Source organism: Sphingopyxis solisilvae (assembly GCF_015475875.1).
GTDB lineage: Bacteria > Pseudomonadota > Alphaproteobacteria > Sphingomonadales > Sphingomonadaceae > Sphingopyxis > Sphingopyxis solisilvae.
Window position 1 is genome coordinate 63,688 of the sequence record NZ_JADKYM010000008.1, and the last position, 13,133, is coordinate 76,820.

The window sequence follows — 13,133 nt, forward strand, 5'->3', positions numbered from 1 at the left end:
TCGACGATCAGTAACATTGTGGCCAATAGCCTTGGGCAGCGGTGACAAGTCAAGTCGATTGTCACTCATCGTCTGTAGATATATCGGTCACATCCCGCTGCTTATGCAGCCGTGGACATACGCCTTCGCCTTGCCCGGAATATTCGCACGCTTCGTCAAGAGAAGGGCTGGAGCCAGGAGGATTATGCCGACCGGGCGGACATCCACCGTACCTATGTAAGCGACATCGAGAGGGGGAGGCGGAATCCAACCATCACCGTTCTCGAGAAGCTCGCAGTCCCGTTTGGGGTCACTGCTTCCAGGTTGCTCGACTAGGCTCAGAACGCCCTTCGTCGTCGCCATGTGGTTCGGGCGGGAAGAGCTTGTCGAGAAAGCCCAACGTCTCAATGAGTCGCGTGCGAAGCAGCGACACCTCAAGGGCAATGATCGCTTCGCTACGCCCAGAGGCTATCAAGAGCCGCCGGAGCACTTCGTCGGAGTTCTTCACGAGGCTCAGCAAGTGCATGCCCCGAGGGGCATGTGTTCCTGCAAGCCAGTGCTTCACACTCCTTTCGCTGGCGCCGGTCCAGCGCATTGCTGTCTTCACCGCCTGGTGTGTCGTCCCCAGTTCCTCCACCAGCGCCTCTGACATCATAGACGCAAAGACGAGCTCTTCGTGACCGGCGTGCAACTTATTGCCCGTTTTCGGAAACATCTTTCCGCTCCTTGAGGGGTATGATTGGCGACGAACGCTCTCGTCGACTCGAAGGATACGCACGGTCGCTCATAGTAGTTTGGCGATTTGCGAGCGCGTGTTGTGGAGATCAGCAAATTGGCAAACCGGCGCCGCCCAACTGCCCCAATGCGAGGCAAGTCTCTGCCAATCCGAGCCGCTGAATATGTGCGGATGTCGACCGATCATCAGAAATACTCGACCGAAAACCAAGCCGATGCCATCCGCCGCTATGCTGTTGCGCGCGACATTGAGATTGTGCGCACTTATGCCGACGCCGGCAAAAGCGGTCTCAAGATGGAGGGCCGCGACGCGCTCAAGCAGTTGATCGACGACGTCCAGGCAGGCGTTGCGGACTACTCGATGGTGCTGGTGTACGACGTGAGCCGCTGGGGCCGCTTTCAGGATGCTGATGAAAGCGCTTACTACGAGTATATCTGTAAGCGTGCCGGCATCACGGTCGAATATTGTGCCGAACAGTTCGACAATGACGGGAGTCCCGTTGCGACCATCGTGAAAGGCGTGAAGCGCGCGATGGCTGGTGAATATAGCCGTGAGCTATCGGCAAAGGTCTTTGCCGGGCAGGGCAGGCTTATTGAGAAAGGCTTTCGGCAGGGCGGCCCCGCAGGGCTGGGGCTGAGACGAATGCTCATAGATGAGCATGGCGCGCGCAAAGGGGAGCTAAGGGCAGGCGAGCATAAGAGCATTCAGACTGATCGCGTGATCCTCGTGCCCGGCCCCAAGGACGAGGTCGCGGTCGTGCAGGGAATATACGAAGCTTTCGTCCATCAGGGAAAAAGCGAGCAAGATATCGCCGACGATCTCAATCGCAGAGGAGTTAAAACTGACCTCGGAAGGCCCTGGACCCGCGGTACGGTGCACCAGATCCTCGTCAACGAGAAATATGCCGGCGACAATGTCTGGAATCGGCAGTCGTTCAAGCTCAAGCAAAAGCGCGTGCGCAATGCGCCCGAGACCTGGATCCGGTCACAGGATGCATTTGAGGCTATCGTTGCGAGGGACCTCTTCGATGCTGCGCACTCCATCATCAGCGCCCGCTCATTCCGGCTCACCGACGATGAAATGCTGCACTCGCTTCGTGCGCTTTATGAAGCGCGCGGCCTCTTATCAGGGCTCGTGATCGATGAGGCCGATGGTCTTCCTTCGAGCAGCGCTTACAGCAACCGCTTTGGAAGTCTTCTTCGCGCCTACAGCCTCGTCGGCTTTCGCCCGGATCGAGATTATGAATATGTCGAAATCAACCGAATGCTTCGTCGGCGCTATCCCGAGATTTTGGGAGAAGTTCTCGGGGGCTTTCGCGATAGCGGCAGTATCGTTGGCCAGGATGGTGATGATCAATTAATCGTGAACGGCGAGTTCAACGCATCCGTTGTCATCGTCCGCTGTGCTTCCACACCCACGGGCCTGCTCCGCTGGAGGTTGAGGTTTGACACGTCGCTCCGGCCTGACATCACCATCGTCGTGCGCATGGACCCCGGAAACCGAGAGCCGCTCGATTTCTTTCTTTTTCCTCGACTTGATGTGGCTTCGCAGCGGCTCAGGCTTGCCGAAGAGAATGGCCTGAGCCTCGATGCCTACCGGTTCGAGAGTCTCGATTATCTATATGAAATGGCGGCCCCGGTCCGGTTTGCGGAAGCTGCGTGATGGCGAGCGCCGTGCAAGTCGAGATGATTCCCATCGGACGGATCTCGGTGCTCAATCCGCGTGCGCGGAACAAACGCCAACACCGGGAGATCGTAAACAATATCGAGGCGATTGGTCTCAAACGTCCGATCACCGTGAGTCGGCGCGAAGGCGGTAATGGCACGCGCTATGATCTCGTGTGCGGGCAGGGGCGGCTTGAGGCTTATCAAGCGCTCGGACAGGACGACATCCCTGCGGTTGTGATCGATGCATCCGAGAGCGAATGCCTCGTCATGAGCCTCGTCGAAAATATCGCGCGCCGGATCCAGCGCCCGGTCGACGTCATGAAGGAAATCGGCGAACTTCGATCGCGTGGGCATACTGAGGCCGAGATCGCGGAGAAAATCGGTGTCAGCATCTCTTGGGTAAGCTTGGTGCTGATGCTCCTCGACAATGGCGAGGAGCGACTGTTGTCTGCTGTCGAGACGGGGCTTCTCCCTATCAGCCTTGCCGTCGAGATATCCAAAGCGAACACGGGAGAGATCCAGGATCTGCTCATGGACGCCTACGAGACGGGGAAGCTGCGAGGAAAGAAGCTCGTCGCTGCTCGGCGCATGCTCGAGAAGCGAATGCGCAGCGGCCATAAGGACATGCACCCCGGCAAGCTCGGCCGGCGCGGTGTAAACCGCAGGCTAACCGCGACCGACCTGGTCGATATCTACCAGCGCGAGGCAGAAAAGCAGCGGTTGCTCGTCAAGAAATCCGATTTTGCGCAGACGCGTTTGCTGTTCATCGTCGAGGCGATGAAAGATCTATTTGCTGACGAAGGGTTTTGTACATTGCTTCGGGCCGAGGGCCTAGAAACCGTGCCGCGAGCCCTTCAGGCAAGGATGAGCGGCGATGTCGAGGCTTGACTGGCACGACGACATGGCCGGCGACATCGCACCGGTCCATCAGGCTTTCGAGCGCGAATATGTCGAGGTGGCTATCGAGAAGTTAGTTCCACTGAAGAGACTTCGTGATGGTGTCCACGAAAGCAAAAAATACGCGCAGGTTCTGTCCTCGATCGAGACGATTGGCCTTGTGGAGGCGCCCGTCGTCATCTCGGCGCCGGGCGGCGATGGGCAATATTATTTGCTCGATGGCCACCTCAGAATCGAGGCACTGAAGCAACTCGGTATCGACAGCGTGAGCTGTCTCGTCGCGACGGACGAAGAAACCTACACGTATAACAAGCGGGTAAACCGCCTTGCTCCGATCCAGGAGTATCGAATGATCGCGCGGGCAATCGAGCGCGGAGTTGCGCCCGCGCAGATCGCCGAAGCGCTCGGTCTTGAAGTTCGGACTATCCAGAAGCGCTCGAAGCTTCTCGACGGCATCTGTCCCGAAGCGGCAGAGATTTTAAAGGACACGAATTGTCCGATGGCGGTGTTCGATCTTCTTCGGCGGATGTCGGACGCGCGCCAGGCCGAGGCGGCCGATCTCATGACGGGGCAAAACAATTTCACATCGCTGTTCGCCAAAGCGTTGCTCGCTGCGACACCCGACGACCAGCTTGCCAAGCGGCGCCGTAAGAGAAAGGCCGAGGACGGGGAACCGCCGAACAGCGAACAGCTCTCGCGCATGGAGCGAGAACTTGCCGTGCTCCAGTCGCGCATCAAGTCCGTTGAGGATAGCTACGGGATCGATAATCTGCACCTGACCCTGGCGCGTGGATACATTTGTAAGCTGCTTGGGAATCCGGAAGTGATCCGCTGGCTGACCCGCAATCGGCAAGAATATCTCGCTGAGTTCCAGCGCATCGCGGAGATCGAGACTCTCGTGCCGGTGCCCGAGCCGGCAATGTCATGAGTTGATGGGGACCCGGACCCGATAAGCGCGGGGACCGCGGGAGACGCCGCACCGTGGGGCGGATCAAGCGCGGAGGTGGGAAGGGCGGCGAACCCGCAAGAAGCCCACCAGGCCGGAAGGCATAATTCGGCCGCGTGGCATGGCGTGCCAGGGTCGGCACGCCATGCCGCTACTTTTCGCTTGTTATGCTGGCCCAATCGAGATCGAAGCGCGCCAGATATTTGCGCAGCCGGTCAGCGTCGTTCGTCGATTTGCGCTGTTCACGCGAGGCGGAGAATAATTGCCGCCCGGCGGCCGACAGGCTGCCGCAATCGCCGCAAGTCCTGACGACATACGCGAGCTGAACGCGGTCGAACGGATCGATTTGCGCGAGCTGATTGGGCGACAATAGAGCCTCGAGTCCATCGCCTACCTTCTTGTCACCTGACCAAAGCGAATGAAGCCGGGACGCTTCCAACGCGACGGTGTCGACGTCAATGCGCCCGGTCTGACTCAGCGTAGCCATGCGCGTAACACTGGCGGCGAGGTCCCGAAAATTGCCGCGCCAGCGTGATCCGGGATCTTCGGCAAAGCGCAGATAGCGATCGCGGGCTTCCTTGTTGAAGGTCACCCGCGTCCCCTCGCGTTCGGCAAAACGCTCGAGCTCATAGTCGAGGTTGGGGGCGATATCCTCTCGGCGGTCGGCCAGGCCAGGGAGGCTGAATGTCCAGAGGTTGAGACGCGCAAATAGATCCTCGCGAAACCGCCCCGCCGCCACCCCGTCCACGAGGTCCCGATTGGTGCCGGCAATGAGCTGAAAGGCGCTCTTAGCCTCCTTGTCGGAGCCTACCGGTAAAAAGACCCCGTCTTCGATCGCCCGCAGGATCATCGCCTGCTCGTCGAGACCGAGCTCGCCGATTTCATCGAGGAAAAGGACGCCTTTGTCGGCGGTCTTGAGCAGGCCAGGACGATCCTGGACCGCGCCGGTGAAAGCGCCCTTCCGATGCCCAAACAGCGCCGACATCGCGCTATCGCCCTTGAGGGTCGCACAATTGACCTCGACGAAAGCGCCGCCGATCTGGTGCCGGAGCTTCTTGAGCTCATAGATTTTGCGCGCGAGCTGGCTTTTGCCCGCGCCCGTTGGACCCATGAGGAGGATCGGCGCACGACTGCGCACCGCGACTTGCTCAATCTCGTCGATCATGCGGTTAAAGGCGGCGTTGCGGGTCTCGATTCCATTCTTGAGGAAGCTCGCACTTTCTGCGCTCGCCTCGGCAAAGCGCGTCGCGATGCTGTCGTACCGCGAAAGGTCGAGATCGATGGCGCTCCATGTTCCCACCGGCTGCGGCGCGCCGCGTTGCGGCTGCGTCTGGAGCAGCTTGCCGGGCAGGTAGCGCGCCTCGGTCAGTAGGAAGAGGCAGATCTGCGCAACGTGCGTACCTGTTGTGATGTGAATCAGATAATCCTGATTGTCGGGATCGAACGGAAAGCTGCGCGCGAAGTCGAGGAGCTTTCCATAAACCTCTTCGAAATCCCAAGGGTCATCAAAGTCCAGGAGTTGTGGGGCCACTTCAGTCTCGGGTGACACGTCGCGGATATCGTCGGCGACATATTCAGCGAGGCGGCGGTGATGGGTGCCGTGGAGCAGGACAAAGCGATCAACGCGTAAATCTTCCTGCATGCAGATGCTGACCGTCGGCCGCCACTTGTTCCAGCGGGAAGGGCCGAACTTGGCAGCGTCGAGTGTTGACCCCAAAAAGCCGATGACAGTGAGCGGTTTCATGATTCAACGTTATACAGAAATATAAAAAGCGATACAGGTATCTCTCATCCTAGCGAACGCACAGCGGCGATGCCGAAATTCACAGTCAAAAATATTGTTATATAACAATGGAATATTACTAATATGCGCTTGGCGAATCTGCTTGGCACGGCTTCTGCAACCATATGGGCGTCGGGGTTCACGTCTCCCGACAGGACGAAGCGATGGGGCGGCCGGAATAGGCCGGCCGCCCCAGAACGCATTTGAGGCGACGTGAAGAACGTTCGGCAAGGCTCGCCACCAAGCGAGGCTTGCCGCAAAGAGAAAGCAGGAGGTCAGCCATGACCCAGACGACCTACGAAGTGCTGAACGTCGAGGGCGGACGCCCGGTGAAAATGTGGACCCGCGGTGTGCCCGTGGAGGACATGGCGCGTGCACAGCTGCGCAAGGCGGCGCAGATGCCGTTCGTGTTCAAGCATGTCGCTGCGATGCCCGATGTCCATGTCGGCATTGGCGCGACGGTCGGATCGGTGATCCCGACCAAAGGCGCGGTGATCCCGGCAGCGGTCGGTGTCGACATTGGCTGCGGCATGATGGCGGCGCGCACCACGCTGATGGCGCACGACCTGCCCGACAATCTTGAGCGCATCCGTAGCGCGATCGAGGCAGCGGTGCCGCACGGGCGATCGGTTGGGCGCGGCCGACGTGACCATGGTTCGTGGGGCGATCCGCCCGCGGCGATCGTCGAGGCCTGGGCAACGCTCGCTGAACGCTTCGGTCATATCGTCGCCAAGCACCCGCGACTGAAGAACACCAACAACCTCACGCATCTGGGGACGCTCGGTACGGGCAACCATTTTATCGAGCTCTGCCTCGACCAGGATGCGCGGGTGTGGGTGATGCTGCATTCGGGGTCGCGCGGCGTCGGCAATGCGATCGGCACCTACTTCATCGAGCTGGCGAAGAGGGACATGCGTAAGTGGTTCATCAACCTGCCCGATGAAGATCTGGCCTATTTCCCGGAAGGGACCGACCATTTCGACGAATATGTCGAAGCGGTCGGTTGGGCGCAGGACTTTGCAGCGCTGAACCGGCGCATGATGATGGCAAATGTCATCGCCGCGCTCCGACAGCAGATTGCCAAGCCCTTTGAGGCCGAAGCGGAAGCGGTAAACTGCCATCACAATTATGTGACGCGTGAGAACCACTTCGGCGAGAATGTGCTCGTGACCCGCAAGGGTGCGGTGCGGGCGGCGAAGGGGTCGATGGGGATCATCCCGGGCTCGATGGGCGCGAAATCGTTCATCGTGCGTGGGCTGGGTAACCCGGAGTCGTTCGATAGCTGCAGTCATGGCGCTGGCCGCGTCATGAGTCGTACTGCGGCGAAGAAGCTCGTCACGCTCGACGAGCATATCGCCGACACCGCGGGCGTCGAATGCCGCAAGGACGAGGGCGTCATCGACGAGACGCCCAAGGCCTACAAGCCGATCGAGGCCGTGATGGCGGCTCAGGCCGACCTTGTCGAGATCGTCCATACGCTAAAGCAGGTGGTGTGCGTGAAGGGGTGACCCTTCACGCCGCCGCCAAATTGATCCAGAGACAAGACATGATTACCATCGACGGCGCCGAAGGCGAAGGCGGGGGACAGGTGCTGCGCTATGCTTGCGCCCTATCGCTTCTTACTGGCGAGCCCTTCACAATCGAGAACATCCGCGGCGGGCGAGAAAAGCCGGGGCTCATGCGTCAGCATGTAACCGCGATCGAAGCCGCATGCGTAATCGGTAGCGCAGAGTGCTCCGGGCTTGCCGTGGGATCGACCAGCATCGGCTTTCGACCCGGTGCCGTCACGTCCGGCAACTATCATTTTGCCGTCGGCACGGCGGGCAGCACGGGGCTTGTGCTCCAGACGGTCATGGTGCCGCTTATGCTTGCCAATGCGCCGTCTCGGCTTGTGATCGAGGGCGGCACCCATGCCTTGGCAGCTCCCCCGTTCGACTTTATCGAGCGGACACTGCTCCCGGTCATCAACCGCATGGGGCCGACGATTACGGCAAGGCTGGTTCGGCACGGTTTCTTTCCGCGTGGGGGTGGCCGTATCGAGATTGATATCGAGCCCGCTCCGCTCCGCGCGATTGAATGCATCGAGCGCGGTACAACTGGACCGGTGCAGGCGACCGCAATCATTGCAGGTATCCCTTTTGACGTTGCAGATCGTGAGCTGAAAGCGGCACAGAAAGTGCTCGTGGAATGGCCCGCGGAGGCCTTTGTGACGCGGCAGCTTCCTGCCGACCAGGGGCCGGGCAATGCGCTCTTGCTCGAGGCCAGTTTTGAGCATGTGACAGAGCTGATGTCGGGATTTGGCAAAATTGGCGTTCCGGCCGAACGCTTGGCGAAGACGGCGGCGAAGCGCATGGCAGGATATCTCACGGCGGATGCTTTCGCGGGCCCCTATCTGCAGGATCAGCTCCTGCTCCCAATGGCTCTTGCCCGCGGAGGCGCGTTCACGACTGTCAAGATCAGTGAGCATACGCGGACGGCCGCCAGCCTAATCGAACGCTTCCTCGGAACTGGTTTCCGGATAGGCGAGTGTGCGGAAGGCGCTAACCTAGTGGAGGTCGCTCGCTAGGGCGATCACCATTCCTTCAGACCGTTCGCGAGCCAATCGGCTTTGGTTTGGATTTCGACTGGTTCGCCTTCGGCGAGAGATGTTTCGTCAAAATAGAGCCGCGTCAGGTTGCCACATTCCACCCAGTAGTGGCGATTATCCTTTGGCGACCGGCGGGAGACCTGAGAATTCTGGACGGAATCGCAGGCACCGGACCGCGCGGCAATTTCTGCCGCCTTCTTGCGATCAGCGTTGATCGCCGGAATGGCGCTGCCGAATTTTGCCACGACCCCCGGATAGTCTTCTTTTGTGTACGGAGCGATCGCTAGATTCGTGATCGGCGAGGTCGTTTTGGTTTCGATTGCTTCTTTCTTCGCCGGCATGGGCGGCGGCGCTGCAGCTACTTCAGTGGGTTTTGATGTAAAAGTCGGGATAATTGAGATCAAGGCTATGACCGCAAAGCACAAAATGAAGGCAATTTTCATATTCTTCGACATGCCCGCTCCTCTCAGTTCCCGAGTGAGATAGACCCCAACAATTACTTCAAGGTAACCGCGCGCCGATTGATCGAGAGCTTGCTCAAGAAATTGGTAAGCTAGCCGCGCTAGATTGCTTCGTATGAAATGGCTTCTCGTAATCGGGCTGACGCTGATGCCGCTTACAGCATCCGCGCAGTATATTAGTGGCTCGGGGCGAGCGATGGACGGCGACTCCCTCGACATGGCGGGGATCGTTGTCCGCTTGCACGGCGTCGATGCCCCCGAGCTTAACCAAACGTGCTCGCGTCAGGGGCAAAGCTGGGCATGCGGCAAAGAAGCGTCCGCGAAATTGGCGCAGCTGGTGAATGGTGCGGAATTGCGGTGTGAGCAGCGCGATGTTGATGGCTATGACCGGATCGTTGCCACCTGCACCGCGCGGCAGGTAGATCTGGGCCAAGCCATGATCGAAGCGGGACTTGCAGTCGCGTTGCCACAATCTAGTGATCGCTATCTCGGCGCCGAGGCGCGCGCCAAGGCAATGAAGCTCGGCATCTGGAACTCAGACTTTCAACAGCCGGCCGACTATCGGGCCGCCAATCCCAGAGTGCATCAACCGAAGCGGCCGGTATCGACCGCTCGCCAGCCGATCGCATCGCCTTCGCCCGGGGGCGTCTATTACCGCAATTGTAGTGCGGCTTGGGCAGCGGGTGCAGCGCCCCTTTATCGCGGTCAGCCTGGATATCGGCCAGAGATGGATGGCGACGGTGACGGGGTGGCTTGCGAGCCATTTCGGCGGCGCTGAGCGATTAGCCTGGGTTGAATGGCCTTCAGCCAAAGTTTCTGGCGCGGTGTTTCGACTATGCGTAGGCCAACGACATGACGATGATCGGCACGAGAATCGAAGAAACGGGAACCTTGCTCCGTGACGCGGGTGGCTTTTCACTTCGCCGTGACCTTGGCGGCCGGTGGCGCCTCGACTTGCACCGCGTTCCGGTCGACCACATCGAAAAGCGTGTTCGCATTACCGGCATCGTGGTGGGTGAAGACCTGGTCGATGTCGACGGAGTAGCGCCTGACAATTTTGCTTCCTCGCCGCTCGCTGCCGGCGCGTAGTGCCTGTGCGCCACCTACACCCCTAGAACAAATATTTAAGCGCCTGCCAGGCGCCGACGAGGAATGAGCCTCCTACCAACGCGGTCGCGATCCAGAATTCGATAGCGATCGCCCGGTCACGCCATTTCGGTTCGCGTTCTTGCATACGCTCTGCTTGGCAGCGCGAAATAATGTAGGAAAGCGCCAGTTTGCGCCTCGTGACGCCAGTCTAAAAGCCCCCCGACGGATCAGTTACTCCTGAACAGCATATTAGGGCCTGTGCTCTTGCCGTCGAACGACAGCACTGACCGCAGGCGGCGGTTTTTGTGGCGGACCGAATTGGCGCTGTTGCGCTGCAAGGTGACACGGCCGGTGTAGAGATGTGGAAGACCATTGCCGCGCGCCTGAACGACCTATCGCAGAGGGACCGTGGGGAATTCACCTGAAGCGCTGAACATCAGTTCGCTCGGCAATGGGGTGTTCGAGACTCAATCTTGCGACGTGGGCGCAGTTCGAACTTGTCTGACGAGAACCACTTCGAAATGCCCTGTGTCGCCATCAAACTCTGTGATCTCCCAATAGGTGTCAGCGCGGCCATCCTTCGCTACCCACGGCTGTGCCGTGCCGTAGCTTTCACCAGGCTCGCCGCTTACTATGACGACATCAACGCGGCCCCCGAACTCCTCCAGCGCTCGGCGAAGGTGCCGGATGCGTTTGGTATTGCCGGACTTGGTGCCCCAATTCTCGATCGGGTCGGCATGGACCACCGTATTCATCCACATGAGACCATCGCGCGTTCCTACCTCCTTCTTCCAGAGGGAGATGCAAACGCCATCGTCGTTTTCGGCACTCCAATCCTGCCGCGGCGCTTCAACATGATATCCTAGGTGCTCGAACGCCTCGACAAACTGCATTTTCGATCTCCTACGCTGATCGCCTCTTCACATCTGATATAATGCTGGTCGATTGATCCGTCTTGAGCCAGCTCGCGAGCTCGTCAGCCGTAGTCGCATCCGAGCTTTTGATGTCGCATTCCCATACGATGGCAACCCGCCAATTGGCGGTGAGCAAGGCGGCTTCGTGCTTTCTGTCGCGCGCTACGTTGGCCTGAAATTTTTCGGCCCAGAACTCGGGTCTCGTTGCGGGTGTCGTCGCGAACCGGCAACCCTCGTGACGATGCCAGAAGCATCCGTGAACAAAAACCGCTGCCCTGTAGCGGGGAAATACGAGGTCGGGGCTGCCGGGTAGACGTTTGTCATGCAGCCGGAAGCGAAAGCCTCGTGCATGCATGGCCTTGCGTAAAAGCAGTTCAGGCTTCGTATCCTTGCCGCGGATATTGGCCATCATCCTTGATCTGGTGGCAACGTCGACAATGTCGACCAATCCGTATTCTCCCTGGCGTGTTCGGCACGTCCTGGTATGAGGACGTCGCGAAGGGAAATTTCGTCACGATGAGCCGTATCTTCAAGACCGTGGATCTGTTTGCCGGACCGGGAGGCTTGGCCGAAGGCTTTTCGTCGATCAGAAACGCTGGCCGCCCCGTATTCGACATTGCCCTTTCGGTAGAAAAGGAACCTTCCGCTTTCCGGACATTGCGTCTTCGGGCGTTCACGCGGCAGTTTCGCCGGATACCCGATACCTATTATCGCTACATCGCCGGCGAGATCTCGCGCGAAGAGCTAATCGCGGCACACCATGTAGAATGGAAAGCCGCCGAGAACGAAACTGCGCTTCTCGAACTTGGGACCGATAATGCGAAGGCGGAGATCGACCAGCGACTGGACGCTATCCGGGCGAATGGGAATGACGATACCGTATTGATTGGCGGCCCCCCCTGTCAGGCCTATTCGCTTGTTGGCCGAGCTCGAAACCGCGGAAACAGCGCATATGATGCTGCAGCCGATCATCGGCACTTCCTCTATCGGGAATATATCCGGATTCTCGATCGCCTTCGCCCGGCCGCCTTCGTCATGGAAAACGTCAAGGGCATCCTGTCATCGAAGGTCGAAGGTGAGGGCATCTTCGCGAAGGTGCTTGCCGATCTCCGGAATGCTGGTGGCGCCCCTGACGGATACACGCTTCTGCCGCTCGTCTCTGACGGGAGGGGGAGGCACGGAGAGCATATAATCCGCAGCGAGCTCTACGGTATTCCGCAGCGTCGACACCGTGTGATCCTTGTTGGCATGCGTTCGGACAGACTGGCCGCTCGATCCATCCTAATGAATCATTGGCTTTCTGCAGATACGGGTACGCGCAGCGTCGCGGACGTGCTTGGCGACATGCCGAAGCTGCGCAGCGGGCTCAGCCGACAGGTCGATTCCGAAAGTGCCTGGCGTTCGGCTGCCGTTGACGCATTCGAGGCGGCCGCTCGCGCGTGCAGAGAGGCAGGTTCGGGCGAACTGGACGAGGTAGGGACCGCGCTGGATGCCCACCGCGCTACGTTGGCAGCTGCCAAGGAGAAACTGCCCCGCAGTGATCGCCGCGTCACCGCGGTTCGTGACAACTGGTTGAGCGACTGGCTGATCGACGATCGTCTCCGGGCACTGCCCAATCACGAGACACGGGGTCACATGGTCACGGACCTCGCGCGCTACGCCTTCGCTGCCACCTTCGCAGAGCGACGCGATCGCTCGCCCAAGGCGAGCGAGTATCCCCGCGCGCTCGCGCCGGACCACCGCAGCTGGGAAAGCGGAAAGTTCGCAGACAGGTTTCGGGTACAGCTCTGGAACGAGCCGTCGACCACGATCACGAGTCACATCTCGAAGGACGGGCATTATTTCATCCATCCAGACCCACTGCAGTGCCGAAGTCTGACCGTTCGCGAAGCTGCCCGGCTTCAGACCTTCCCCGACAATTATTTCTTCGAGGGCAACCGGACCGAGCAATATGTCCAGGTCGGCAATGCAGTGCCCCCTCTGCTCGCACATCAGATCGCCAAGGTCGTCCATTCGCTGCTGGAACCGAACACTCGCGATTGAACAATTCGCAGAATGCCTATGAGGTGGATTT

At 59.5% G+C, this 13,133-nt stretch carries 16 protein-coding genes; 10 read left to right on the plus strand and 6 right to left on the minus strand.

The window, feature by feature from the left end:
• The first annotated feature begins 111 nt into the window (after positions 1–111).
• Positions 112–315 carry a helix-turn-helix domain-containing protein gene (locus tag IR187_RS07670; RefSeq protein ID WP_194954020.1) on the plus strand — a complete coding sequence of 68 codons (204 nt, stop codon included), beginning with the start codon at positions 112–114 and terminating at the stop codon, positions 313–315.
• On the opposite strand, the gene IR187_RS07675 is transcribed toward IR187_RS07670, so the two are convergent.
• Positions 290–694 (minus strand): hypothetical protein, encoded by a 405-nt coding sequence (locus IR187_RS07675; protein WP_194954021.1) that lies wholly within the window; start codon positions 692–694, stop codon positions 290–292. The genes IR187_RS07670 and IR187_RS07675 overlap by 26 nt on opposite strands.
• A 147-nt stretch (positions 695–841) precedes the next feature.
• Here IR187_RS07675 and IR187_RS07680 point away from each other — a divergent pair, with 147 nt between their 5' ends.
• Genes IR187_RS07680 through IR187_RS07690 form a run of 3 tightly spaced genes read left to right on the plus strand, consistent with a single transcriptional unit; the run spans position 842 to position 4,207 of the window.
• The gene (locus IR187_RS07680) at positions 842–2,377 is read left to right on the plus strand and encodes a recombinase family protein (protein WP_267463765.1); all 1,536 of its coding nucleotides are present in this window, start codon (positions 842–844) and stop codon (positions 2,375–2,377) included.
• Positions 2,377–3,270: a plasmid partitioning protein RepB C-terminal domain-containing protein gene (locus tag IR187_RS07685; RefSeq protein WP_228765630.1), complete on the plus strand. Its 894-nt coding sequence runs from the start codon at positions 2,377–2,379 to the stop codon at positions 3,268–3,270. Before IR187_RS07680 ends, IR187_RS07685 begins: the two co-directional genes overlap by 1 nt.
• The gene (locus tag IR187_RS07690; protein ID WP_194954023.1) at positions 3,257–4,207 is read left to right on the plus strand and encodes a plasmid partitioning protein RepB C-terminal domain-containing protein; all 951 of its coding nucleotides are present in this window, start codon (positions 3,257–3,259) and stop codon (positions 4,205–4,207) included. Before IR187_RS07685 ends, IR187_RS07690 begins: the two co-directional genes overlap by 14 nt.
• 169 nt (positions 4,208–4,376) lie before the next feature.
• Here IR187_RS07690 and rtcR read toward each other — a convergent pair whose 3' ends face one another.
• Positions 4,377–5,969: an RNA repair transcriptional activator RtcR gene (gene rtcR / locus IR187_RS07695; protein WP_194954024.1), complete on the minus strand. Its 1,593-nt coding sequence runs from the start codon at positions 5,967–5,969 to the stop codon at positions 4,377–4,379.
• 320 nt (positions 5,970–6,289) lie between these two features.
• On the opposite strand from rtcR, the gene IR187_RS07700 reads away from it, so the two are divergent.
• Both IR187_RS07700 and rtcA read left to right on the plus strand, forming a co-directional pair.
• Complete coding sequence (locus IR187_RS07700) at positions 6,290–7,516, plus strand: RtcB family protein (protein ID WP_194954025.1); 1,227 nt, start codon at positions 6,290–6,292, stop codon at positions 7,514–7,516.
• 38 nt (positions 7,517–7,554) lie between these two features.
• Positions 7,555–8,574 carry an RNA 3'-terminal phosphate cyclase gene (gene rtcA, locus IR187_RS07705; protein ID WP_194954026.1) on the plus strand — a complete coding sequence of 340 codons (1,020 nt, stop codon included), beginning with the start codon at positions 7,555–7,557 and terminating at the stop codon, positions 8,572–8,574.
• Between the two features lie 5 nt (positions 8,575–8,579).
• Here rtcA and IR187_RS07710 read toward each other — a convergent pair whose 3' ends face one another.
• Positions 8,580–9,050, minus strand: a complete 471-nt coding sequence (locus IR187_RS07710; RefSeq protein ID WP_194954027.1) for a hypothetical protein — start codon at positions 9,048–9,050, stop codon at positions 8,580–8,582.
• Positions 9,051–9,171: 121 nt separating this feature from the next.
• On the opposite strand from IR187_RS07710, the gene IR187_RS07715 reads away from it, so the two are divergent.
• Both IR187_RS07715 and IR187_RS07720 read left to right on the plus strand, forming a co-directional pair.
• Entirely contained in the window at positions 9,172–9,834 is a 663-nt protein-coding gene (locus IR187_RS07715; protein WP_194954028.1) for a thermonuclease family protein, read from the plus strand.
• 74 nt (positions 9,835–9,908) lie between these two features.
• Positions 9,909–10,145, plus strand: coding sequence for a DUF5818 domain-containing protein (locus tag IR187_RS07720; protein WP_194954029.1), 237 nt, complete (start codon positions 9,909–9,911; stop codon positions 10,143–10,145).
• 22 nt (positions 10,146–10,167) lie between these two features.
• On the opposite strand, the gene IR187_RS16990 is transcribed toward IR187_RS07720, so the two are convergent.
• Positions 10,168–10,290, minus strand: coding sequence for a hypothetical protein (locus IR187_RS16990; protein WP_267463763.1), 123 nt, complete (start codon positions 10,288–10,290; stop codon positions 10,168–10,170).
• A gap of 160 nt (positions 10,291–10,450) precedes the next feature.
• Here IR187_RS16990 and IR187_RS17150 point away from each other — a divergent pair, with 160 nt between their 5' ends.
• Complete coding sequence (locus IR187_RS17150; protein WP_407699077.1) at positions 10,451–10,570, plus strand: DUF6961 family protein; 120 nt, start codon at positions 10,451–10,453, stop codon at positions 10,568–10,570.
• A gap of 42 nt (positions 10,571–10,612) precedes the next feature.
• Here the strand turns inward: IR187_RS17150 and IR187_RS07725 are convergent, their stop codons facing one another.
• Both IR187_RS07725 and IR187_RS07730 read right to left on the minus strand, forming a co-directional pair.
• A complete protein-coding gene (locus tag IR187_RS07725) occupies positions 10,613–11,038 on the minus strand; it encodes a hypothetical protein (protein WP_194954030.1) in 426 nt (141 codons plus the stop codon).
• Positions 11,039–11,048: 10 nt separating this feature from the next.
• The gene (locus IR187_RS07730; RefSeq protein WP_194954031.1) at positions 11,049–11,507 is read right to left on the minus strand and encodes a very short patch repair endonuclease; all 459 of its coding nucleotides are present in this window, start codon (positions 11,505–11,507) and stop codon (positions 11,049–11,051) included.
• Positions 11,508–11,524: 17 nt separating this feature from the next.
• On the opposite strand from IR187_RS07730, the gene IR187_RS07735 reads away from it, so the two are divergent.
• Positions 11,525–13,102: a DNA cytosine methyltransferase gene (locus IR187_RS07735; protein WP_324187661.1), complete on the plus strand. Its 1,578-nt coding sequence runs from the start codon at positions 11,525–11,527 to the stop codon at positions 13,100–13,102.
• The last annotated feature ends 31 nt before the right edge of the window (positions 13,103–13,133 follow it).

Bases quoted from the DNA above. Each gene is read 5' to 3' on its own strand.
- IR187_RS07680 (WP_267463765.1), top strand. From the start codon at position 842: ATGCGAGGCAAGTCTCTGCCAATCCGAGCCGCTGAATATGTGCGGATG.
- IR187_RS07685 (WP_228765630.1), top strand. From the start codon at position 2,377: ATGGCGAGCGCCGTGCAAGTCGAGATGATTCCCATCGGACGGATCTCG.
- IR187_RS07710 (WP_194954027.1), bottom strand. From the start codon at position 9,050: ATGTCGAAGAATATGAAAATTGCCTTCATTTTGTGCTTTGCGGTCATA.
- IR187_RS16990 (WP_267463763.1), bottom strand. From the start codon at position 10,290: ATGCAAGAACGCGAACCGAAATGGCGTGACCGGGCGATCGCTATCGAA.
- IR187_RS07675 (WP_194954021.1), bottom strand. From the start codon at position 694: ATGTTTCCGAAAACGGGCAATAAGTTGCACGCCGGTCACGAAGAGCTC.
- IR187_RS07725 (WP_194954030.1), bottom strand. From the start codon at position 11,038: ATGCAGTTTGTCGAGGCGTTCGAGCACCTAGGATATCATGTTGAAGCG.
- rtcA (WP_194954026.1), top strand. From the start codon at position 7,555: ATGATTACCATCGACGGCGCCGAAGGCGAAGGCGGGGGACAGGTGCTG.
- IR187_RS07700 (WP_194954025.1), top strand. From the start codon at position 6,290: ATGACCCAGACGACCTACGAAGTGCTGAACGTCGAGGGCGGACGCCCG.
- rtcR (WP_194954024.1), bottom strand. From the start codon at position 5,969: ATGAAACCGCTCACTGTCATCGGCTTTTTGGGGTCAACACTCGACGCT.
- IR187_RS07690 (WP_194954023.1), top strand. From the start codon at position 3,257: ATGTCGAGGCTTGACTGGCACGACGACATGGCCGGCGACATCGCACCG.
- IR187_RS07715 (WP_194954028.1), top strand. From the start codon at position 9,172: ATGAAATGGCTTCTCGTAATCGGGCTGACGCTGATGCCGCTTACAGCA.
- IR187_RS07720 (WP_194954029.1), top strand. From the start codon at position 9,909: ATGACGATGATCGGCACGAGAATCGAAGAAACGGGAACCTTGCTCCGT.